This is a genomic window from Parasutterella secunda (assembly GCF_023336895.1).
In the GTDB taxonomy this organism is placed as follows: Bacteria; Pseudomonadota; Gammaproteobacteria; order Burkholderiales; family Burkholderiaceae_F; genus Aphodousia; species Aphodousia faecalis.
In genome coordinates, this window is the sequence record NZ_JAMBLT010000002.1 from 146,507 (window position 1) to 169,949 (window position 23,443).

A 23,443-nucleotide genomic window follows, 5' to 3' on the forward strand; every position below is an offset into this window, starting at 1 on the left:
TTTTAAGTGATCAAAACTTCTGTCTAGGGCTGTTTTATGTCTATAAGGCGATGAAAACCTTTCATAAATTTAACCAACTTTATTTGACAAACCTTCGGAGCGACCAAGAACAAGTCTGATGTTTATCTCAGATTCGCTTTAAGTAAGAAGCGTCAGAGCATTACGGTCGTTTCTACTTCAAACCTAACTTTTCACAAAGTTCACCGCATAGCTGGAACTCTTCTTTTAAAGAATCCAGTAAAAACTGTTTAAATACTTGCACTCTTTGTAATTCGGCGGATTCCTTCCTGATAAAGAGGTAATAATCCAACGGTTGAAATTTCCAAAGCCCTGGAAGAGCAACCAATTCCCCTCTTTCAAGCTCTTTATAGCAATAGATAACGGGAATCCCATGATGAATTCCTCCCCCTAAAAGAGCCGCCTCTTTAAGACTCGTTGGTGAAGAAAATGAAATTTTTTTGGCAAAGCGTAAAACAATATCGTGCTCACCGGTATCCACAAAATAGTCCCCTGTATAAATCAAGGCATTATCTCTATCGAGCAAAATATGATTTTTTAAATCGCTTAATTTTTTTGGTGTTCCATATTTCTCAAGATAGGCCGGTGAAGCAACAGGCATACGAAGACACTCCCCTAAGCGATACTGAAATGCTCTATCCATTTCCGGATCAGGGCCATAACCGATTACCAAATCAAGCATATTCCCTTTTTGATAGAACTCTATGGGTGCCGGTTTTCTAAAATCCTGTGTCTGAATTTGGATGCCCGGGTATTTTTTGTTGAAATCCAAGTAGTGACGCAAAAGCAAGCGATCAAAAAATGATGGAGGTAAACCGCAACGAATCGGTCCTTGTAAAGTTTGATTCTGTGTTCCTCCTAAGATAACCAATTGATCGTGCGCATCAATGATGTTTTGAGCCAATCTCACGGCACGCGTTCCGTACGTTGTCAATTTAATGGGATTTTGTCTCAAAAAAAGTTTTTGGCCCAAAGATTTTTCCAGTGCTGTCAACGTTCGGGAGATATTGGAAGGCTCCATTTGACAGAGTTCAGAGGCCGCTGAAATAGAGCCCACCTGAATAACATCGAGAAATATGCGCCAGGCTTTTAAGTCATTGTGTCGCAACATACCTCAACCTCCCGATTCAAAAGCTTTCAACTGAATTATTACATGCGTAAAAAGCGGGCACGATTAAATGCCCGCTCCCAATTCGCATTAATATTTTTCAAACATCTTTTCTATCACTTTTTTGTCCTGCGTCTTAGTCAGTGCCAACTGAAGAAGTATGCGTGACTTTTGCGGATTAAGACTACCGGAACTAATGAATCCCGCCTTATCCCAATCAGGCTTACTCGTTGTAACGACCCCAGAGGGTACACGAGAAGCACGGACAACAACGATTCCGTCCTTAACGGCTTTCTCAAGTGTTGGGAAAAGGTGCTTAGAAACCGTTCCGTTTCCGGTTCCGGCATTCACAATCCCCTTGGCTCCGGATTCAATAGCGGCCTGAGCCAACACACCATCATCACCCAAGTGACTATAAATAATGTCAACCCTAGGCAATTTCTCGATTTTACTGACGTCAAATTCACTTTGAGCAGTATGAGGGCGCGTGGAGGATTTAAAATAGACCACCTTCCCTGCAGCGATTCGACCAATCGCTCCGGCGGTCGGTGCCTGGAAAGCGGATACTTCTGTCACATCCATTTTGGTTACATCACGGGCGTTATGAATTTCGTTATTCATGACGATCATGACACCCTTGCCAACACTTTGTGAATCAGCCGCGCAACGCACAGCATCCAAAAGATTGGCCGGCCCGTCCGCACTGATAGCCGTAGCCGGACGCATGGCCCCTACCATTACGATAGGTTTAGTCGTTTTCGCCGTTAAGTTAAGAAACCATGCCGTTTCTTCTAACGTATCGGTTCCATGGGTAATCACAATGGCATCTGTTGAAGCATCAGCTGCCACCTCGTTGACCCGTTTTGCCAATGCCAAAATATTGTCATCCGTTAAATTACCGGACCCGATATTGAGAAACTGTTCGCCTTTTACATCAGCTACATTTTTGATTTCGGGCACCGCGGCAATTAATGTTTCTACCCCTAATTGGCCGGCTTTGTAGCTTGCTTGAGTGGAAGAGGCCGCGGTTCCCGCAATCGTTCCACCAACAGCAAGAATTCTCACATTAGGCAAATCAGAGGCCCATGCAGTACCGATCACTGCGGTTAAGGCAATAACTGATAAAAGTTTTCTCATGTCCCTTTCCTCTTTTTAGTGAGCTAACGTTTCTTTTATTAAAGCTTCCATCTTGGCTTTGGCAGCGCAAAGAGCGCTTTGACGCGTTGCCATTAGGGCCTCATCCGAAGCGATATGCTCGGCAATTTCCTCTAATTGCAACCCTTCCTGCCTATCTGATGTCCCACCGATGATATCTTTGGATTTCACATTAAGAACCGGATCCAAAGCCAAATCCACATCGTGTTGGGTTAGCTTTTCAAAACGAACGTTAAAGAGTTCATTGGCCATTTCATTGATCACGTCTGTGGTGATGGCATCCGCTTTCTTGTTGTGCTTGAGCATCCAATCCACTACCATCGCCGTGATTTCATGAGCTTCTCTAAATGAAATCTCCTCAATGCGCACTAGTGTGTTGGCTAGTTCAGTAACTGTGCAGTAGTTCGTGCGAGCCGCCGCAAGCATTCTTTCTTTATTGACTTTGATATCTTTTAATGTCGCAATCATCAATTCCAACGCCGCATTCATTTGATCCAACGCCATCCACAAATTGGACACGGCCACACCGCTTAAGTCCAGGCAATAGGTATACGGCGTTGTTCGCATCGTACTGAGTGCTGCTACCAAATCTCCTTCGAGGCTCGCCGTTTTACCTTTGATAAATTCAAGTGTCCAGGGGTTTTTCTTTTGCGGCATGATGGAAGAGCAAACCGCCACCGAGTCATCTACTTCCACATAACTAAAATCAGGCGTTGACCATACATATAGATCATTACTGAGACGGCAAAGCGTATTGCCGGCAATGGTTAAGGCGGAGAGAAATTCCAATACATAGTCGCGAGACGCCACGCAATCGATAGAGTTTCTCACCGGGCGATCAAATCCCAATAAGTCACTCGTCATTTGCCGATCAATATTCCACGTACTGGATCCCATGGAAGTTCCGCCCAACGGACACTCATTAATATGCTCATACAAATGATTTAATCGCTCGAAATCCCTTTGCAATCCATAAAGAATAGCTGTGCAGTAATGAGCAAAAGTGATGGGCTCTGAAGGCTGCAAATGGGTGTTGCCCGCCATCACCGCATCTTGTGTTCTTTCGGCGAGCGCATGAATCGTTTTACGTAACTCAATAAATTTTTGACAGAGTTCAAAATAGGCACGTCTTGCCACCATTCGGGTAACCGTTGATGTCATGTCATTTCTGGAACGGGCTGTGTGCTGTTGGCCACCCACTTGCAAGCCGACACGGTCAATGAGGTAATGCTCTAAATTAAAGTACAAATCCTCTCGCTTTGGATCGATTTCAAAGGTGGGCGTATCCCCCATTGCTGCCAACTCTTCGTTGACTTTTAAAATTTTCACACACGTTTCTTCCGAGATGATATTTTGTTTTCTGAGCATCAAAACATGCGCTCGATTAAGATCAACGTATGCCCAGAAAGTCCGCTTCGTCCCATCAAGAATATTAGGGGTAATGATATTTTTCACCACTTCGGGAGCGGGAGGCGTCTTCATCTTTCCACGACGATTTTCGTTTTTCAGCATTTTTTCTCTCCAGTCAATCCGATCACGTGTTATCCGGCGATATAAAGAGCAATCAAAATAACAACCGCAGAAGGAATCGTGCGTTTAACCACCTCAAAGGGGGATGCCGCAGCGATTCCGGCCAGCAGAATCACGCCGCCAGCCAAGGGACTCGATTTACGTCCAGCAGCGGCGGCCATATTGACGAGGTATCCCAATCCGTCAATCGTCATGCCAAACTGAGGAGCATGAGGCGTGACCGCTTCGTTAAAGGCAAAGGCGGCTGCATCACCAGAACCAGTAAGAACACCTAAAACGTAGGGGCCTACCAAACCGCCGATCTTGGCGATGTCTTGAGCTTCGGTGAGGTATTTCACAAAAACATCAACGACACCGGCTGCACGCAGGCCCGCCGCGAAGACACCGGCCGCAATGATGATGCCCAAAATCTTGCCGTATCCATTGCCCATTCCTTTGAAGAACTCTTTAACGGCTAATTGGGGATCCTTACGGGTAACGACAAGCGCATAGGCCGAACCGATGATCATGGCTGTTGCGACTGACACTTTCATGCCTTTTAAGTACATGGAAGCCAATACCAAAATGATGACGGGAAGTAACGGAGCCAATGCATAAAGCAGATTTGGTTTAACAGGAGCCTCAGAGCCTTCTTCAGCTTGAAGCGTATTTTTACTTAACGCGTCTTTGTCATAGTCATGCAAAAACCAAGCCGTGATTGAAACAACCACAATACTGATAAGCGTAACGCTTAACGTCATTAATGCATGCGTGCCGATGAAGTCCATGACTTCCCAACCCGCCAATTTTGAAACGAAGACGTTGTGTGAAAGCCCTGGATTTAGGTATGCAGGATACGTGGCCGCCACAATAGCCGCTGCGGCGCACCCCGGTTTAAAGCCGGCTCGAAGTAAAATCGGGATCATGGTGGGGCCCACAGCCGCTCCAAGCCCAGACAATGTGGGAATAGATACGGAAATAAAGCCCGTCACCAACATACTGGCAGGCAACAACGAAAAGCCTAATTTTTTAAGCGGTCTCGTCAGAAGTGTCACCAAGTGAACATCGCACTTCGTATAAGAAATCACGGCGGCAAAACCGATTGCTGAACAGATAGCCACAATCAGTCCGCCGTTTGTCATCGATTTATCAAACTGCTGGAAGGCCATCATAGGCTTTAGTGAAATAAAAGCCATCAAGAAGCCCGCGCAAAGCAGCACTAAACGAGATTCATAGCGTTTGACCAACGCCACCACTGTCAGAACGACAACAACCAAAGCAAGCCATGTGGAAATCGTCATCATAGACCTCCTATTGAAACTGACTCGAATGCTTCGGAGATGGATTGAGCAGATGGATTGGTCAATCCATCCCTATGCTTTTATTGTTGTATGCAGCAGGGAGAATTGAAATGTGGGATTTGGAAAAATGGATTATCAAAAGTGATACGAACAACAAAGAATATAAAATTTAGACTATGTAAATGATACAAGGGACTAGCTTTAACATGCCTGAAATTCGCCATATCCATATTGAACATTACAGAGTAATTGATACTTTCGATTGGTTCCCATCGTCAGGGATAAATTGTTTAATCGGCCCTGGAGATACGGGAAAGTCAACAATTTTAGATGCTATTGATAAGTGCCTAACAGCACATCGTTATATTTATTTCTCAGATGCTGATTTTCATAACTTGGATACCCAGAAACCGATCATCATTGAAATTACCATCGGAGCCTTAACTCAAGAATTTTTACATTTTGATAAGTATGGAGAATTCTTAAAAGGGTTTGATGCTACAAAGAAACAAATTGTGGATGAACCTGATGATCATTTGGAACCAGTTCTCACTATCCAACTGTTCGTTGATAGTGATTTAGAAGCCAAATGGTCTTTTGTCTCTAATAGATCTGAAAGAAAAATTGGTTGGGCTGAACGATCTCGACTTTCTCCTCTTAACCTATCTTCAAGTAATCAGTTGCATTTCAAATTACAACAAGGATCTATTCTTAATGATTTACATGAAGGAACTGTTGAAACAAGGCCCGTTTTTGTAGATTTAACTCGTCAACTTGGGGAAAATTTTGACAAAAACTGCGAGTTGGATATCGATGATATGTTAGATGTAGTAGCTGATAGTGCGAGGTCGGTAGGGGTTGAAATAGGTGAAAAAGCCATGATTGGTTTAGATCCAAATGTGGTTTCATTGAAGGATAGCAATCTTTGCCTAAAGGATTCTCGCAATATTCCACTACAAAACCTAGGGACTGGCTCAAAACGCTTATTAATTGCTGCTCTCTTAAAACGATGTTCTGGGCCGCATCAAATATTGTTGGTTGATGAGGTTGAGCAGGGACTAGAGCCTCACAGACTAGTCCAATTCCTTGAGGAATTAGGCAGTAAAACAGCTACAACTCAAGTATTTATTACCACTCATTCCCCTGTTCCAATTATGGAACTAGATTGCGACCGTTTATTTATACTTCAAAAAAAAGGAGAAAAACACTACATAAATGGAATTCAAGCATCACTTCAAGGAATTGCACGCCGGTATCCTCAAGCATTTCTTGCTAAAAACGTCATTTGTTGTGAAGGTGCTTCCGAATATGGCTTACTTAGAGGGGTAAATAGTTATTATTTTGAAACAAATTCTAGATTATCTATTCATAGCCGCGGAACAGTTTTTATAGATTGTAGAGGTGGAACTAATTTTATTGACTATGCGGGTGTTTTCAATAAACTGGGCTATAAAACTTCTATTTTTAGGGACAATGATGTAATTAATAAACTGAGGGAAAACAAAAAGTTACAAAAAGAGCAAGGGGTACAGCATGAAGGGGTGGAAGTTTTAACATATTCCTCAGAATACTGCTTGGAATCTGCCATCTCGGAGACTGTAATCGAAGAAGATTGGAATACGATCATTGAATACGGAAAACAAGAAATTCCGGGATTCGAGTCTGAACTCAGATCTCTTATAGATAAAGAAGGTTTGTCTTTATACCATAAAAAAGAAGCGCGTGTAAAAGTGCTTGAATTATTTAAACGGACTCCTACTATTAGTCACTTTGAATTCCTTGGAAGAAAAATCTTAGGACCAGCTTTGGCTCAGGAGCGATCTGGTGAATTAATGGATATTCTCTCAACGATTTTTAATCAGTAAACAAAATGAATGATAGTTTTAACATTTTTGAATATCCCAAAGGGTGTATTGAGGCCCCTGCCGGATGTGGTAAAACACAATTAATTGTTGACTCAATAGAAAAAAATAATAACCAAAATACTGCCTTAATTCTGACTCACACTAATGCAGGAGTTGCCGCCCTTAAACAAAGATTCAGAAAAAAAGGAATTCCCCATCTTAAAGTCAAAATAACAACTATTGATAGTTTTTTGATACGACTCGTTCGCACATTTCCACAACGTAGCGCATTACCGAAAGACTATTTTTTAAATAAAGATATTGATTACACATACATCAGAAAACTAGCCTTAAGCCTTTTAGGAAAAGAATTTATTAACACATTAATTTCCAATACTTATTCATATATTTTTGTTGATGAATATCAGGACTGCTCTGAGCTACAGCATCATTGCGTTGTTAAATTATCTTCCAGTATTCCAACCTATGTTTTTGGAGACCCATTACAATCAATCTTTAATTTCCGTAATTCCAAAGTTGTATCTTGGGAAACAGTCTTAAAAGATTTTCCTCCAATTCATAAATTAATGACGCCATGGAGGTGGATTAATTCAGGCACCAAACCTTTGGGGGATTGGTTGTTATCAATTAGAAAAGATTTAATAAACCATAAGAAACCAGACTTATATACCGCACCTAGAAATTACGTTCGATTTATCCCTAGAGAGTATAAAAATTTTAACCTTGATTATCTCTATAACACCAAGGATTCTTATTTAATAATTGGTCCAAGTTACAACGAAAAGCTACGGCTTTTAATAGCTAAGCGCAATCCAAGAGTCACACCAGTAGAACCTGTAGAACTAAAAGCTCTCATTGATCTCGTAGCCAATTTTGATATCCAAGGTGACTCAACTGAATCACTTAAATCTATCCTTAAGATAGCTAGTGAAACAATGACCAATACCAACATTAGAGAACTGGAAAAAAGAATTAACTCCATTGAGAATAAAAGAAACCGAAATCCACCAAATAGACTTGAAGTGTTATGTATGAGATTTAAAGAGCAACCAAACTTTCACCTAATGAAACTCATTTTGGAAGAATTTAAAAACACCACGGGAATAAGAGTTATTAGACCCACCACGTATCTTTGCCTAATAAGAGCAATACAAAGAAGCGAAGATAATCAATGTTCTCTCTATGATTCTGCTATATTGGAGAGAGAAAAGCTACGTCACCAAGAAAAGTACATCCCTCCAGTAGCGATAGGAAGTACTTTATTACTAAAGGGATTAGAAGCAGATGTATCCGTGGTGACAAATTACAATGATTTAGATCTAAACAATTTATATGTAGCCCTAACACGGGGATCTAAACGAATAATCATATACACTTAAGCGAATAGTTTTAATCAAAGATGGAGTGATTCAGATGGATTTCTTACAAGAGTTTGGTTTAAAGCTAAGTGAACTAGCGCTCAAAAATACTGCTTCTTTCGTTTTAGATAAAATTAAAACAGCTAATGCTGCCAATGACTTTGAAAAGTCAAAAGCCACTTATGAAGAAATCATTAATGGGCTTCTTGAAGAAAGAGAAGAAGCCATACGAATAGCGCAAGCCTATCGAAATGAGTTAGAAAAAATTGAGATCTCAGACAAAGACATTGAGCATCTGCACGAAACGATCAGTCGAATATTAACTACGTTAAAAACAATTCAAACTATTCAATCGAATCAAGCTGACAACATATACTCTGAAGAACAAAGTGCCGCTTTAGAAAAGCAATTTCAATTTTTTGAACAGATTAAAGAATTTGTCAGTATTGATACTCTAAAAACAATGCAGTTAATAGGTTTCAATTACAAAACAGCCATTGGAGAGCCTTTGACACAAGTAACCAAAGAATTTCTACTATCAAAGTTATCTGTAAATCAAGAAAATATTGCATTTCAAAAAATGCTTACACCTGAATTGCTGGAAGTATTAAAAAACAGCACCTCAACAACTAATTTAATTAAATTAACCAAAGAGTTAGGTAAAGCAAATTAATAGATCCGCATTAACTTAGACTTTAAACTTAAAATGCCGCCCAAAGAAAGTTTTTCCGAATTTAAGAACTCTTTTTTGATTGATTATTTCAAACTAATCAGCGAGTTCAGTATACCCGCAGAAAAATTTAATAATTGGTTTTTAGCCATAATAGGGGCAACGGTAAGCATTTTAATTTACCAAGTTGTCACTCTGAATTCGTATTTTGATCTTTTTGTTATCGGTAGCACATTCCTTGGATTTGCTATAGCGGGATTTATGGGAATGTTTTCTAAATTGATAGCGCATCTAGCACAAGTTGGTTATAAAAGCACTAAAAACTTTTCTGATCCTTCCTATCCACGCTATCTTCCTCTTTGCTCAGAAGATGAGTTTATTCAATTTTTTAGTAAAGATATAAAAAACGAAATTCTTCAACGTATTTTTCCTAGGCGATTAAGGTTCTTCTCAAATTTTAATTTAACAAAACATTTTCAATGTTAAAAAAAGGTGTACTACCTTACGAAATTCCAGCTTATTTTGTCGTCCTTCAACTTTTCTGCATAGGATGTGAGCTCTTTCTCTATTTTCTTACAATCGGTTATATAGGAATTCTGTTTATAACTCATTAGTTGTTTCGCTACTTCACATTGATCATGACACCATTATAAGGGAATTACTACGACATTGTTTGCATGGAAAATTTTTACGGACACATTAAATCAGAGACAATCTATCAGTTGCCTATAACTCAACGTTATTGCTTAAGAAGGGAGGAACTTAAAAAGATTATTGATAATTATATTATCTAGTACAACAATGAAAGAATTCAGACAAAATTAAACTATCCTTCCCCCGTGGGATTTTGCCTTAAAAATTATCATCAAACTGTTGCAATTTAAGAGGTCGGTTCATCAAGGGGGATATTAATTACTACGTCTTCCAACAAGTTACAGACCAAACAAATGGGATAGAACTTTTAACGATGAAATAATTTCTTTGACATCAACAGATATATCCTTCAAATTACCTATAACGCGTTTGACTCTACGAAGTGCGCGAATAACACTAGATTTATCTGAATTTTTAGATATGGAGTCCAATGAATCTTGAGCCTCTTTGGCTTCTAACAATAAATCGGGTGAAAGTTTTTTCTGTTTTATTTGTTTTATAAAATTTGCATATAGCTCTGTAAACTGATTTAGACTTTCGTAATTATCTAATACAATATTTGTTGTTTGACTTTGTTCTTGTTTCTGATCTTGTATTTGATTTTGTATTACACTAATTTTTGCCTTTGTCTTGGCTATAGCCAACCTCTCTTCATATTCAATAGGCGAGACGAAAAAAGTATCCAATCCATCACGTGTCACTAAAGTATTGTAGTCATCAGAATTTGGAACACCATCAAAAAGATTTTTGTATAGTCGAAAATTGCCATTCATAACATCGTTAAAAGAATCAGCAGGAGCGTTTGTATGAGAAATTTTAATTTGCAAAATATCCTGTCGATTAATACGATTACCATGAACAGAAATTTCTTCCCATCGCCGATAAGGATTAACGATAGCAACAAGAAGTTCTTCTTTATTCATGTTATATTTTTGAATCCAACCCCAACTACCTCTTACAAAGACAGTAACATGCCAATAACCTTCATTAGGTAAGTCTCCACACTTTCTTATTGTCATATGCACCACCTATTTAATGGATAATCAGTAACCATTATTCAAGAAAAAATCTAAAAATCAAATCAACTGTTTTGTCTAAAACAGAAAAGCTCAAAAACCATAGAATCTTATCAAAGCTGTATTTCTTCAATGTAAAAATCTCTTAATAAATTGAATCAATTCAATCCTCTCATGAAAGTTAAAAGTTATATGTTCGTCCACGAGCTTACTTTGAATTATTATGTGGAGAAGAAGAAATGATTTTCGTTTTTGTGCAGACACGAAAAAACAATGGTTTCCTTTTGCTTCTTCAGCTTTCAGCCTTTATGATTGCGAAAACTAAAAACAAATGAAGTTACATAAATGGTCTTCACCTCCTTCGAGTACCTCCTCCTCTTTCTTCCCATAGCTTGCCTATTAATGGCAGGCCTAACTCGTTTCACCCCAGAAACTTGGGGGGGGGCACGACAGGCTTTAATCATTGTTCTTAGCCTAATCTTTTATGCCACATGGAAAATCAACTACCTTTGGATTTTATTAGGTTCCATCATTTTTAATTTCTCTTTCGGTTGGCTCATACACCAAAATAAAGGAAAGACTCAGAAATTAATTTTAAGTTTTGCGGTTGCTGTTAACTTAGGGGCACTAGGCTATTTCAAATACACGAACTTTGTCGTCGACTCTATCAACTATTTAGCCGGTACGAATTTCTTTATTGAAAAAATTGTTTTACCCCTTGCTATCAGCTTCTTTACTTTCCAACAAATCGCTTGGCTTGTTGATCAATATAGAAACGATGCTCCCAAGTGTACCTTTATTGCCTACTCCAGCGCTGTGACATTTTTCCCTCACTTAATCGCTGGACCTATCGTTCACTATCACGATTTACTGCCTCAATTCCAAGCAAAAAATGCTTTTCAAGCTTCTGCAGAACAAACATTAAACGGGCTATTTTTAATTTCTTTCGGTGTTTTCAAAAAGATTGTTATTGCAGATACTTTAGCCCCTACGGTTACCCAATTTTTCGATAAAACCGAAGTGTTGAACGCCTATCAAGCTTGGTTGGGCACTTTCGCTTATACCATGCAGCTTTACTTTGATTTTAGTGGCTATTGTGATATTGCCATTGGCTCTGCACTTTTGTTGGGAATTACACTTCCCCTGAACTTTGATCTTCCATACAAGTCCAGAAATATTCGAGAGTTTTGGCAAAAGTGGCATATCACTTTAGGGGATTTCTTTGCAAGGTATCTCTATATCCCATTAGGCGGTAGTCGAAAAGGAAATACAAGAACACTAGCAAACCTCTTTATCGTTATGTTCTTATCTGGTATTTGGCATGGAGCCGGCGTGGGTTTCATCATTTGGGGCGCACTCCATGGTCTAGCAATGGTTATTCATCGAGCCGGTAGATTTTTAAAGCTGAAGACATTGCCCAGAAGGTTAAGCGTTTTCGTCACTTTCTTGTTCATTTCTCTAGCTTGGATTCCATTTAGAGCGGAAAGTTGGGAGAAAACCAAGAAAGTAATCAGTGGACTCTTTAATCTTGAAGGAGTGCCCGTCCCCTCTTTTATTTACCGCCTTCTTCCCATTGAAGCAGAGCAAGAGACATTGTCGTTCGTCAAAATCTTAGAAATGGAACGTAATGACTTCAAAGTATTCACCATTACCCTAATTTTTGCTTTCTTGATTGTCTTTTTAGTTCCACGCTGCCAGGTTATTTACGACAGAATCATCAATAGAAGAAATACTTGGAAAGCCTACGGCTTGATTATCTTAAGCGCCTTTTTGCTTTTTATTTCATTGGTAAAAATGGTCATCGTTCCATATTCTGAATTCATCTACTTTAATTTCTAGGAGCGAAAAATGTCAGTCAAATTATTGAAAGTCTTTTTCGCGACCTTATTGGTTTTGTTTACTCCTTTTGTTATTCGTATTTATACATACGACGCTTATCATTTTTGGTCTTTAAATGATCCTCTGAATGCCAGATATAGTTCCAATGTACGAATTCAAAATGCGGCTTTCATTAATCATCTCAATTTTGACTCCATCATTTTAGGTAATAGTCATATGGAAAATACCTCGGCAAAAGAAGCGTCAGAAATTTTTGGAGGCAAATTTTTCAATCTCAGTATGAGCGGTAGCAACAACTACGAACGCTCCATTGTATTAAAGCGAGCACTTGAAACCCACGATATTAAACGGGTAATCTTATTGCTAACTCCATCTTATTCCACTCAGGGACACGGTAGTTACCCCATTGAAACTTGGGAAATTCTGTATGACTCCAATCGTTTCAATGATTTCAAATACTACTTAAATACACATGACATGGTTTGCATGTGGACACTTTCTAAGAAATCATCTTGCTTAGGCAAAAAGAAAAGCTTAGATAGGCCATACGCTTGGTTTGAAGTTCCTGATCACGCTAGTCGCTTTGGAGGATTACAAAATTGGGCACGTTTTTATAAGAATCCTCAATTGGAAAATTTAATTACTCACGAGATACCAGATGCTACTAATAAAGCACTATCTATTGGTACTCCGTTATCCGACAAGGAAATGGATGAAATTAGCCAATCTCTAGATCAGACTGTGTTTGATTTCGCTAGACAATACCCCGATACTGAATTTTTGCTTTACTTCAATCCAGACTCTATATTGGGTAAGGCTCTGACTTTTAGAAACCTTTTATCTGTTTCCCAATATTCTTATTTCGTACAACAAGCTGTAAAAAAGTCAGACACTTTTTCAAACGTACATCTGTTCGGTTTTGATAATTTGACCTTTACGAACGATATTTCCTATTACAAAGATACAACTCACTACCGAGAAGATATTAATAGCCAACTTTTACATTTGATGAAGGCAAAGAAATATTCATTAAGTGTTGAAAACGTTGATAGCTACTTAAACGAGCTTTGGGTTAGGGTTGAAAATTTTGATTTGAATACCCTCAATCAGTCCTTACAAAGTAAGCTACCTGATTGAGATCATCGCATCTTCTTTGCGTTATGAATAAGAACTGTTGTGACTCTGGCGCTTGAGATTTCCGCTATGAATGAATATCTAGCGCCTGCCACAATAGCCCTAAATTATTCACAAGGAAGAAATGCTATTAAAAACTCCTGCCGCACAAACCGCCTGCCAAACCTTCCTCATTTTCAACCCAGTCTCCCGGTTAATAAACCCGAATTTTCCATTAGACCTGAAGGGGACTTTTAAAGTATCATTTTTCTAATGGGATTCCATTAGAAATAAAAGTTGTAATTCATTGATATTACGATAGAAATTTTTGTTAAAAGTGCCTACGGAGGCTGACTATGACCAAGTATGACCAAGCCGGGCTACCAAATTAGCTTTTCCAACGCCGACAACGTTTCGGCATGGGGTGGTTTGGCTCTTTGGGCACAATTTTTGAAAGCGCTTCGCTTTAGAAGTCAGCTGGCTCGATGGTCCTTGCCTCACCCTCAATCCAATCGCGGCTACGATCCCTGTTTGCTTGTCGAACAATTTGTCACCAACGTTCTTTGTGGTGCCAATCGATTCTGTCACATGAATACTTTACGCACTGATAAGGCGATCCCTCAGATTTGCGATTGGTCTAAGATGCCGGAGCAAAAGGCTTTCAGTCGTTTTTTTCAACGGTTTACTACATCCAATCAAAGTGCCGTATTGATGACTGAGGTTTACAGTTGGTGTGCTGACCAAGCCCGAGTCTCAGACTGTGTCACGCTGGATGTGGACTCCACAGCCATAACCCGCTTTGGCCATCAGCAAGGCGCAGAGGTCGGTTATAACCCACGTTATCACGGTCGAAAAAGCCACCATCCCTTATTGGCCTTTCTCACCGAACCTAATTTGATCGTCAACTTTTGGCTACGTCCGGGAAACTCTCACACAGCCAATAATATCGAAGGCTTCCTGGAGCAAACAAAGTCACATTTGGGTGCCAGACGTATTGGCCTATTGCGTGCTGATAGTGGTTTTCTCTCACCTAAAGTCATTGACTGGTGTGAGAAACAGCAAGCCGATTTCATCATTGCCGCCAAAATGACTCAGGTGATACAACGCACGATTGGTCAAGTTCATGACTGGTGTGACGTGACCGATGGCATTGCGATTTCAGAAGCGAGCTACAAGGCGTCGTCTTGGGATAAAAGTTATCGGGTGATTTTTATTCGTCAAGACAAAGATATCCGAGAACAAGCCATCGGAAAAAGTTTGAGCCTGTTTGAAGATGACTGGGATTTTGAGCATTATCGTTATAGCGCTTTAGTCACCAACATGAAATACGATGCGGCAACGATTTGGCGCGTCTATCGATTAAGAGCCAATTGCGAAAATCAGATTAAGGCACTAAAGGAAGATTTCGGATTAAACAGCTTTGTGATGAAGGATTATTGGGCCACGGAAGTGGCATTAACCTTGGCGATGTTGACAGCAAACCTGGCAAGCTTGTTTCGCAGAAGCTGTTTACATTTGAGGAAAAAACACGCATGCAATACATTTTGCAGCATGTTTTGGTGGTGCCTTCAAGATACTTATCGAATAAAAATGAAGAGCCGGATAGGTTGATTCTCTACGTCAAAGGTAGAAAGCGAAAATGGCTTTCTGAGCTCTTTGATCCTAACAAAATTATTGTCCAATCCGGCTAATGGAAAATCTGTTTTTTTTTAAAAGCTCAAACAGAACCTGAAAATCAAGACTTTTGTCGGAACGACACTCAATGCTGTAATGGTACAGATGGACAGCTTTGGTGGTGACTTTGCTACTGGAGATACTGAAAAGACGATCAAAATACCCTTGGTCGTTTAGTCGCTTAAGAAATTACATAAGACTGGATCTAATGACCTACAAAGACCTTAATGACTGGCTTGACGAACCGGACATTGTTCCTATAAAACCTCCGGAAAGTCCCCCTCAGGCATGGTTATTTTGAACTGAGGGGGTTGAAAGTGAAACTCAGCCCTTTTGGACAGCTGAACGTTGAAATGACTAATGGGACTTTAAAAATTCAAATTATTTTGGACAGGACTGAACAAATTTATAAAACTTGGCATGGAAATCCTCCCAAAGTTAGTTTTCATGCGCTGATGCTTTTTAAAGGATTTAAGCAACGCGCCAAGTTAGTAATAGATGATTCTCCTATTGCAAACTACGATGTACAAAAACTTATTAAAAATAATATTGGTGTAACAAATGCCATTGCATCGAATGAAATGAAACCTCGTTGCTCCGTCTTGGCCAATTCGTGGATGAGATCTAAACATGCATCAAACTATTTTTTAGGAACAAAAAAAATTTGCATTCAAGGTAGTTTATTTAAAAAAGAAAATTGGGAGATTAGAGAGAGCCCCTTTATTGAAAATTAAGTTTATTTGACAGTTTTACAACACTTGCTTTAGTCAAGTCTGTCAATCGAACTTTATAATGACCAGAATCAATTTAAAGTTCAATTGACACCTAAAAAATCAGTGTTTAAATAATAAGCCTTTCATTTGGTAAATGATGGATCTTATTAAGGTCATATCATTTTTGTAGAAATGATACTTCGCTATTGACCATTCAACGATGTAAAACATCCCCAAAAATGTTCCCAATAATTTTTTTGACGAGTATCCGCGATTTATAAAATACTCTTTAGTATATCCTTTGAACCAAGTGGAACTAGAATGTTCAACAAAAGCAATAAGTTTTGGAAAATATTCAACTCTTAATTTTTTTCTCAAACAGTCAAACAGAAATTTATTTTCTTCTCCCCCACCCATTCCAGTCCCTGCACCCATCGTTACATCAAAACGCAGGCCCTTCCTTTTAATCGAAAGACGTCGAAATGATATTTGGTGGCTGCTCGCCCTCATTGCATCAATGTAACCTAATGTCATCTCTTTATCAGATAAATGTCGTTCGGAACGATTCGACTTGACATCAAATAAAATTACATCAGCCTTTGTGTCACGTTCATATGCTTTTGAGATAGTTTCCGGATAAGAATCTTCGAAAACCTCATCATCATCAGCCAATAATAAAATGTCCCCCTCAGCATAATCTATAGCTAAATTTCGACTTTGAGAAAGGCCTCTTTGCTTGATGGAAAGAATGCGAGCCTTATGTTGAAGTCCTTTTTTATCTCGGAACGGCGTTTCCTTGTAAAAAGTTTCATTACACTGATTTATTATTAAAATATCAGTCTGGATATTTTTTAATAATAAATCCGATAATAATTTATCTTCTTCAAAAAATAAGCATGACATTATAATTTCAATATTCTCTTTCATCATAAAATTATTGCCACTACATTAAATCACTAATTAATTTTTTCATTCAAAAAGTTTTAAAAAAATTCCGACTCAGTCTTATCCAAATATCTAATTTGCGGGTGTTTAGGAAATTTAGCATTGAATAGAACTCATCTATCGCATTTCTCGCATCTTGAGTAGGTATAGAATAAAGTCCAGATTCACAAGATCTCATAGAAATACGGTTAAATATTTCATTCCAATGTTTTTTTACTGAATCACTAAACCAACGGTCAATACCATTGAAACAATCTTTTGAATATATCTTCCATATTTTTTCATCTAATGTAAGACGAGAAAGGGCATCCACCCAGTTCTTTACACAATCTTTTTTTATATGAATTACACCATTTTGAGCATTGTCAATATAGTTCATTCCATAAAGAACAATTGGGGTCCCTTTTGACCTTGCTTCACAAATCACCATTGGCGAACCTTCAATATGGCTTGGAATAAGCAAACATCTTGATTTTTTCAAATAGACCTCTGGGTTATTTGAAAAATCAAAAAAAATAACAGATTTGTACAACCTTCCTAATTTCAGTCTTAATACCAGTTTAAAAAGCAACTTCGAACGTATTGACTCAAATCCCCCAACTAAATAAAACTTAATTTCGGGATGCTTTGATAAAATACCAAAGATAATCGAAGGAAGTCTATCAAGGCCTTTAACTTTAGTCATTCTTGATAGGATTAAAATTGCTGCTTCACGAGTATTAAAATCAATATCTTCTAGTTGAGTTTGTGTTAAATTAGGGACGTAACAAACTTTGTTTATCCCAGAGAGTTTCCACAGATAAACATCCATAGTAGATAAGCACGTTAAACAATCCACGACTTTATAGGCTCTTAATCTTTTATTTATCAAAGACAAATTAAAGCCGTTATAAATTGGGTAGTAAAAGTTACTGTGTTCTTGTGCTATTACCCGGTAATTATGAAGCTTAAACCAAAAAATATCTTTAAAATTCTGATATATCCAGTGATTAAGTAGCACTACTGTATCTGTTTTATGTTTAGAGCAAAAATTGTATATTTTTTCGTATCTTGAACTATCTACACTACTAACATAGAGTAACGGAATTGTCGGTGAAATATTGAAGGACGCTTTCGATTTCTTAAAATAAATGATTTGAACCTGATATCCCTCCGACGCCAAAAGATTGGCAACATTGATACCATTTCTCTCAGCCCCTCCCGAAGATAAACTGTTTATGACAAATGTTATACTCTGAACCTTTGAAAGTTTTGCAGGCATTGCCTTTATTATCAATGTTGCAACATCATCTAATTCTAAATCAACTATTCTTTTAGATATTACCAAACGATCTTTGTAAGAAAATTTGCTCCATATTTCTGGTTGAATAGCTAAAGATTGAATTTCGGAATTTAATTGCATTTTTTGTCCGTTACTTTTAGGTGGCTTCTATGAATTTTGATGGAAAACTCAATTGAACATTTTAAACGAGATTAAAATTAAACAAAAAGATTCCTTCAATCAGGTTCTTCAAGTTTTCACGGGAAAGTAGGGAAAATTCAATAAATATGGTGGTCAGGCTACTTAGAAGTAAGGGGGAAAAGTTTTTGAATGCTCGCCGCTAGGCAGGCCGGGTTAGATTCTCTGCCTCAGCTGTACCGCGGATTATACGATTTTCGGCGCGTCAAGCCGCATGAGCTTGCCCCGTTGGGCTCCTTGGCACGGGCAACAAAAATGGCGTGCCTTCCTTAGGATTGTTTAATCCGACCTAAACAATTGAAAAACAAGCCATGGCACGAATCGTACACACAGTCGTTGACGCCGCAAAAGATTTTTTCGCTTCTCGTTATCCCGGTTATCAATTAGCTCGCTTCGAGCATAGCTTCGGTAAAACCATTTTTCATCTAGAACCTTTAGGACAAGCCATTTGCCCTCGTTGTGGTAAACCCTGTCTCAAAATTCATGACCGTACACTCAGAGAAGTCCGCGATATGCCGATGAGTCACGCTGGAGAGCAACTTTTTCTGAGGTTTCGTATTCGTCGTGTTCGCTGTGATTGTGGTTGTCACCAATGTGAGAAACTCTCCTGGTTGGAACCAAAGCTCGATTAACCAATGCCATGGTGGAATGGATACAAGCCTTACTACGACTGCGACTTCCCATTGCCGATGTTGTTCGCTATTGCAATGTATCCTGGGATACCGCTAAAACTGACGACAAAATTCAACTTCAAGCTCTGTTCGGTCAATTCGATTAAAGTGGTGTTGAGCATCTCATGATTGACGAATTCGCTGTGCACAAAGGCCATCGATATGCTACTGTCATCATGGATGCCGTCGAACGAAAGGTTCTTTGGATTGGCATGGGGAAAACACAAAGAATTGTTCGACCATTTTTTGATTTACTGCTGGTCTAGAACAGAGCCACACAGATCAAGTCGCTGAGCTGTGACATGAACGCCGCCTACCCATCCATGGTGAGAAAGTATTTGCCCAACGCCGCCACTGTTTACGACCTTGTGCATGTCATGAAAAACTTTACTCAGGATGTGCTCAAAGCGGCTAAAACCAAGAGTCTGCAGGACTGTAAAGATCGAATTTCTAAACGGCAAAAGGAACTCAAGACTAAGAAAAAAGGCGTTCTAAGCGATCAAGCTCAAAGGGAATGTGAGGATTTACAAAGACAGTTGGATGGATTAAATAGCAAAGCCAAACACCTTAATGGGGCTGAGTGGTTGATGGTGCGTCAACAAAGTAGCCTGAGAGACAATTCCAAGCGGCGCTTGCAGATGCTCCGGGAGGACAACCAATTATTGGCCGATCTATACCCTATCGCAGACATGATTAGAAAGATCTGGAACAGGAGAATGCTAGAAGACAGCAAGCACTTGATCAAAACCACTCGTTTGCTGTTGTTGCAAATTGCTCGTGCGCACCGCTTTAAGTCTGCCAAGAGCTTTGCCATGATGCTAGCCAGGCGAATGGAGGGGATTATGCACGCTGGACGGTTAGGGTTTAATACAGCGTGATTGGAAGGAGCCAACAACAAGATCAAAGTGATTAAACGAGTGGCCTTCGGTTATAAGGATATGGAGTATTTCTTCTTGAAGATCAAGGCGGCTCTCCTGGGGATCCTGCCAAGGATTTGTTTACGGACCAAAACTGGTTACTAATTCTCTTTAACGGAAAATGTTAAACATCCTGACACGTATGAGCAACCGCGATGTGACATTTTCGCCGTGTCAATCCCGTGACATAATCGCCGTGGCGTAACAAAAAGAACCCTTTCGAATACCTTCCCGTGTTAGAGCAACGTGAAAATGCCCGCTTTTAGCAAAATAGAAATGTCCTATTAGGATAAGCGAAAAATTAAGTAAAAAATATTCTGTGCATACTGTTGCTCCTTTCAAGTAAGGAGCAACAATGCAATCTCCACCCCAAAAGATCAAAGACGTAGAAACACGTGTAAAAGTTCTGTAGCGTGTGCTCCCAAAAAAAGCGGCCGAAACTTTAGAAGTATCGGAAAGAAAAATCCGCCGATTACTTCAGCACTACCAACAGCAAGGCGCTTGCGGACTGTTGCATCGTTCAAAAAACAGACCTTCCATTGCGGCTTTAAAACCGGACTTAAAAGCCAAGATAATAGAGCTGTTGTCCGAGCGCTTTCTTAATTGGGGGCCATCACTTATCACTGAATATCTCAAAGAGCACTATTCGATTAAGGTTTCAAAAGAAACCATTCGTCGGCTTCAATTTGAAATGGGTCAAAGGAAAACGAAAAAGAATAAATCTCAAAAAGTTCACCCGCCTCGACCAAGACGGAACCAATATGGTGAACTGATTCAAATTGATGGCAGTCCTCATCATTGGTTTAGTCGTAACAGAAGACACTGTTTAATCGTTTTCATAGATGATGCGACCAGTCAAATTATGATGGCTCGCTTCTACGAGGCTGAGACAACTCAAAACTATTTAGACATGATTCACGATTATGTTTTGGAGCATGGTTTACCCATGGCCATGTACAGTGATCGGCACTCAATATTCACCAAACACGACAAAGAGGATTACGTGCCCACACAATTTCAAAGAGCTCTGGAAATATTGGGCATACAAGGAATCTTGGCTAGTACTCCTCAAGCAAAAGGGCGAGTCGAAAGACTGAATAAAACGCTACAGAATCGTTGGGTAAAGGCCTTTGAGTTTCATAAAGTCCATTGTTTGGAGCAGGCCAATGCTTTAGTTCCTCAGTTGATTAAAGCTCATAACCGAAAATTCGGCGTTATTCCCAGTCATCCGGAAAATGCCCATGTCCCTTACAAAGGTGGGGAACAATGGCTGAGAATGGTTTGTAGTGAATGGCAGAAAAGACTTTTGAGTAAAAATTTAACCTTTAGCTATCGCTCTCAGCTTTACATCATTCAAACAGAAACTCGAAAAGCCAGTCTTCGTCGCGGTTTGGTTAACCAAGAAGTCACTGTGGTCGATCACAGAGGAAAGATCTCGGTATTACTGAGCAAAACCGGTGAGCCATTGCCTTTTAAAGTTTTCAATGACCAAAGAACGACATCAACTCAGTTGAGTGGAAAGGATCTAAACAATTTCTTCCATCAACTGTCTCGCAATGTCGTGATTAATCAGAAGCAATTCGGTCAGTACTTCAGTACTTCAGTTTTTCCCATGAACGCGACGAAGATATTCGTAATGCTAAAGCTTTATCAAAAAGAATTGGCTTGAAGAATACTTTTGAAAAGAAATAACGAAGAGATTGGAATAATCGGTTAAAGATCACCTCTTTAGCCGATTCCTGTAAAAAAATCTAAAAGCGGACATTTCCATTTTGCTGGGCAATAGGACATTTCTATTTTGCCCTAACATTTTCTGATACCTTCCCGTGGAAATTTAAGGTAAAATCCCGCCGTGTAAAACTCCAATTCCTTGTAATGATGCGTCAAATATCTGTTGTCAGTTGTATTGATTCAAATTTTTTATTACCTTTATGCGTTACAATCCATTCTGTTGCTAGCAATAATATCAACAGCAATATTTTTTATTACGTCTTAGGTATTGGCTTGACTGATTCAGATAAAGAAATTCTAAGACGTCTTGAAAAGAAATCGGCGAATCTAACTGTAAGAGTGATTGATACAACTGATTCATTTGAATCAGACATAAAGAGATTTTTAGTGTGGTCTTTAGAACATGAAGGAAACGGGAGATTAACTTTTGCAACTTACATAAGATTGTTCATACTTGAGTACCTGCCTAGTGACGTCTTCAAAATTTTGTATCTTGATGCTGATGTTATTTGCCTAAATTCCCTGGAGAAATTATGGGAAACGGATATAACTAATTATGCGCTCGCTGCAGTTGAAGACATTTCATCAGAAGTAAATAAATTGCGCCTAAATTTAAAACAATACATTAATTCAGGTGTGTTGTTGATAAATTTGTCATACTGGCGTGAGATCAATGCAACACATTTATTTTTGAATTTTATAAGAGAAAATCGCCTTATAATAAAGTTGCATGATCAGGATGTTCTAAACCTCTGCTTTAAAGATAAGATATTGATCCTGCCATATTCTTATAACTATCAACTTCTAGGTGAAAACTATAACTCCAAAAGTGATGCCATGGCTTCAACCCTAGTTCATTTTATTGCTTTTCATAAGCCGTGGGTAAAGGGGAACTCCTGTCCATTAAAAGCTGAGTGGATTTCCTACTACGAAGCTTGCTTTGGTAGTAAATGGCACTATGTAAAATCTTTTCCGATAAAAGATAGATCTGTATTATTTATTCGTAGACTTTCACTTTTTACCTGCCCAATGGGTAGCTTTAGACGTAAAGTCTTGAAAAGAATTTTACCGCATCAGATATTAAAAAAATTTAAACAAAAAAAAGTGTAGGTTGTACGGTACATTTCCTTTGTTAAAACGTGGAATTATTAAAGTTAATATGAGGGTACCAACAATGAATGAATTCGTAAAATCAGATTTATACCGATATACTGGCAAAACTGATATGTTATCTTTTCTTAAACTATACATTTCTAGTAGTGTTTTCAGGTGGCAGGTGGCGTTCAGACTAGTCAATAGTATGGGGATAGAAAAGTATTTGGGAATACTTCTTTGGAGATTCAACTTGTCTAAAGACACAATTCAGATCCCTCGTCGAACAAAAGTAGGCTATGGTCTGTATATTGGACATGGAACATGCGGGGTTGTCTGTAATCCAACTGCTATTATTGGGTCTAATTGCAACTTGTCCCAATGGGTTACAATCGGTTCTAACGAAGAACACTCTGCCCAAATTGGTGATAACGTTTATATTGGGCCTGGAGTTTGTATTGTTGAAGACGTGAAAATTGGGAATAACGTTACGATTGGTGCAGGTTCTGTTGTTACCAAAGATATCCCTTCAAATGCTACGGCTGCTGGAAATTACGCCAGGGTTCTGAACTATAGAAATCCAGGTCGGTATATAAAGAACCAGTGGAGGGGCAAAGATAAGGACAGGATATAAT

The 23,443-nt window shown here is 39.0% G+C and carries 21 protein-coding genes and 2 pseudogenes; 15 read left to right on the top strand and 8 right to left on the bottom strand.

Going from position 1 to position 23,443, the window contains the following annotated elements:
- Nucleotides 1-172: 172 nt before the first annotated feature.
- From M3080_RS03365 to dcuC, 5 genes and pseudogenes are all read right to left on the bottom strand, one after another.
- Nucleotides 173-928, bottom strand: a complete 756-nt coding sequence (locus M3080_RS03365; protein ID WP_249091893.1) for a LysR substrate-binding domain-containing protein — start codon at nt 926-928, stop codon at nt 173-175.
- A 21-nt stretch (nt 929-949) separates the two neighbouring features.
- A pseudogene (locus tag M3080_RS09395) lies at nt 950-1,129 on the bottom strand (LysR family transcriptional regulator); the annotation flags it as partial.
- Between the two features lie 87 nt (nt 1,130-1,216).
- Nucleotides 1,217-2,263, bottom strand: coding sequence for a type II asparaginase (locus M3080_RS03370; protein WP_249091894.1), 1,047 nt, complete (start codon nt 2,261-2,263; stop codon nt 1,217-1,219).
- A 15-nt stretch (nt 2,264-2,278) separates the two neighbouring features.
- A complete protein-coding gene (argH, locus tag M3080_RS03375) occupies nt 2,279-3,793 on the bottom strand; it encodes an argininosuccinate lyase (protein WP_249091895.1) in 1,515 nt (504 codons plus the stop codon).
- A gap of 29 nt (nt 3,794-3,822) precedes the next feature.
- Nucleotides 3,823-5,091, bottom strand: coding sequence for a C4-dicarboxylate transporter DcuC (gene dcuC / locus M3080_RS03380; RefSeq protein WP_249092003.1), 1,269 nt, complete (start codon nt 5,089-5,091; stop codon nt 3,823-3,825).
- A gap of 206 nt (nt 5,092-5,297) precedes the next feature.
- Here dcuC and M3080_RS03385 point away from each other — a divergent pair, with 206 nt between their 5' ends.
- The 5 genes from M3080_RS03385 (at nt 5,298) to M3080_RS09400 (ending at nt 9,778) form a co-directional block, all read left to right on the top strand.
- A complete protein-coding gene (locus M3080_RS03385) occupies nt 5,298-6,956 on the top strand; it encodes an ATP-dependent nuclease (RefSeq protein WP_249091896.1) in 1,659 nt (552 codons plus the stop codon).
- Between the two features lie 5 nt (nt 6,957-6,961).
- The gene (locus M3080_RS03390; protein WP_249091897.1) at nt 6,962-8,335 is read left to right on the top strand and encodes a UvrD-helicase domain-containing protein; all 1,374 of its coding nucleotides are present in this window, start codon (nt 6,962-6,964) and stop codon (nt 8,333-8,335) included.
- Nucleotides 8,336-8,369: 34 nt separating this feature from the next.
- Nucleotides 8,370-8,987: a hypothetical protein gene (locus tag M3080_RS03395; protein ID WP_249091898.1), complete on the top strand. Its 618-nt coding sequence runs from the start codon at nt 8,370-8,372 to the stop codon at nt 8,985-8,987.
- Nucleotides 8,988-9,020: 33 nt separating this feature from the next.
- Nucleotides 9,021-9,470 (top strand): hypothetical protein, encoded by a 450-nt coding sequence (locus M3080_RS03400; protein ID WP_249091899.1) that lies wholly within the window; start codon nt 9,021-9,023, stop codon nt 9,468-9,470.
- 191 nt (nt 9,471-9,661) lie between these two features.
- Nucleotides 9,662-9,778: an IS3 family transposase gene (locus tag M3080_RS09400; RefSeq protein WP_428982290.1), complete on the top strand. Its 117-nt coding sequence runs from the start codon at nt 9,662-9,664 to the stop codon at nt 9,776-9,778.
- 138 nt (nt 9,779-9,916) lie between these two features.
- On the opposite strand, the gene M3080_RS03405 is transcribed toward M3080_RS09400, so the two are convergent.
- Nucleotides 9,917-10,657: a hypothetical protein gene (locus M3080_RS03405; RefSeq protein WP_249091900.1), complete on the bottom strand. Its 741-nt coding sequence runs from the start codon at nt 10,655-10,657 to the stop codon at nt 9,917-9,919.
- Between the two features lie 399 nt (nt 10,658-11,056).
- Here M3080_RS03405 and M3080_RS03410 point away from each other — a divergent pair, with 399 nt between their 5' ends.
- From M3080_RS03410 to M3080_RS03425, 4 genes are all read left to right on the top strand, one after another.
- A complete protein-coding gene (locus M3080_RS03410; protein ID WP_249091901.1) occupies nt 11,057-12,493 on the top strand; it encodes an MBOAT family O-acyltransferase in 1,437 nt (478 codons plus the stop codon).
- 9 nt (nt 12,494-12,502) lie between these two features.
- Nucleotides 12,503-13,630, top strand: coding sequence for a hypothetical protein (locus M3080_RS03415; RefSeq protein ID WP_249091902.1), 1,128 nt, complete (start codon nt 12,503-12,505; stop codon nt 13,628-13,630).
- A gap of 342 nt (nt 13,631-13,972) precedes the next feature.
- The gene (locus M3080_RS03420; protein WP_249091903.1) at nt 13,973-15,217 is read left to right on the top strand and encodes an IS1380 family transposase; all 1,245 of its coding nucleotides are present in this window, start codon (nt 13,973-13,975) and stop codon (nt 15,215-15,217) included.
- A gap of 380 nt (nt 15,218-15,597) precedes the next feature.
- The gene (locus M3080_RS03425) at nt 15,598-16,014 is read left to right on the top strand and encodes a hypothetical protein (RefSeq protein ID WP_249091904.1); all 417 of its coding nucleotides are present in this window, start codon (nt 15,598-15,600) and stop codon (nt 16,012-16,014) included.
- A gap of 99 nt (nt 16,015-16,113) precedes the next feature.
- Here M3080_RS03425 and M3080_RS03430 read toward each other — a convergent pair whose 3' ends face one another.
- Nucleotides 16,114-16,923 carry a glycosyltransferase family A protein gene (locus tag M3080_RS03430; RefSeq protein ID WP_249091905.1) on the bottom strand — a complete coding sequence of 270 codons (810 nt, stop codon included), beginning with the start codon at nt 16,921-16,923 and terminating at the stop codon, nt 16,114-16,116.
- Between the two features lie 43 nt (nt 16,924-16,966).
- Nucleotides 16,967-18,340, bottom strand: coding sequence for a glycosyltransferase (locus M3080_RS03435; RefSeq protein WP_249091906.1), 1,374 nt, complete (start codon nt 18,338-18,340; stop codon nt 16,967-16,969).
- Between the two features lie 368 nt (nt 18,341-18,708).
- Between M3080_RS03435 and M3080_RS03440 the strand changes: the two genes are divergently transcribed.
- The 6 genes and pseudogenes from M3080_RS03440 (at nt 18,709) to M3080_RS03465 (ending at nt 23,442) form a co-directional block, all read left to right on the top strand.
- Nucleotides 18,709-19,029, top strand: coding sequence for a transposase family protein (locus M3080_RS03440; RefSeq protein WP_249091907.1), 321 nt, complete (start codon nt 18,709-18,711; stop codon nt 19,027-19,029).
- 8 nt (nt 19,030-19,037) lie between these two features.
- Nucleotides 19,038-19,175 (top strand): hypothetical protein, encoded by a 138-nt coding sequence (locus M3080_RS03445; protein ID WP_249091908.1) that lies wholly within the window; start codon nt 19,038-19,040, stop codon nt 19,173-19,175.
- An 18-nt stretch (nt 19,176-19,193) separates the two neighbouring features.
- A pseudogene (locus tag M3080_RS03450) lies at nt 19,194-20,090 on the top strand (transposase).
- A gap of 310 nt (nt 20,091-20,400) precedes the next feature.
- Nucleotides 20,401-21,654 (top strand): ISNCY family transposase, encoded by a 1,254-nt coding sequence (locus tag M3080_RS03455; protein ID WP_249091909.1) that lies wholly within the window; start codon nt 20,401-20,403, stop codon nt 21,652-21,654.
- Between the two features lie 206 nt (nt 21,655-21,860).
- The gene (locus M3080_RS03460; protein WP_249091910.1) at nt 21,861-22,826 is read left to right on the top strand and encodes a glycosyltransferase family 8 protein; all 966 of its coding nucleotides are present in this window, start codon (nt 21,861-21,863) and stop codon (nt 22,824-22,826) included.
- Between the two features lie 64 nt (nt 22,827-22,890).
- On the top strand, nt 22,891-23,442 hold the full coding sequence (locus tag M3080_RS03465) for a serine acetyltransferase (RefSeq protein ID WP_249091911.1): 552 nt from the start codon (nt 22,891-22,893) through the stop codon (nt 23,440-23,442).
- Nucleotide 23,443 lies beyond the last annotated feature (1 nt).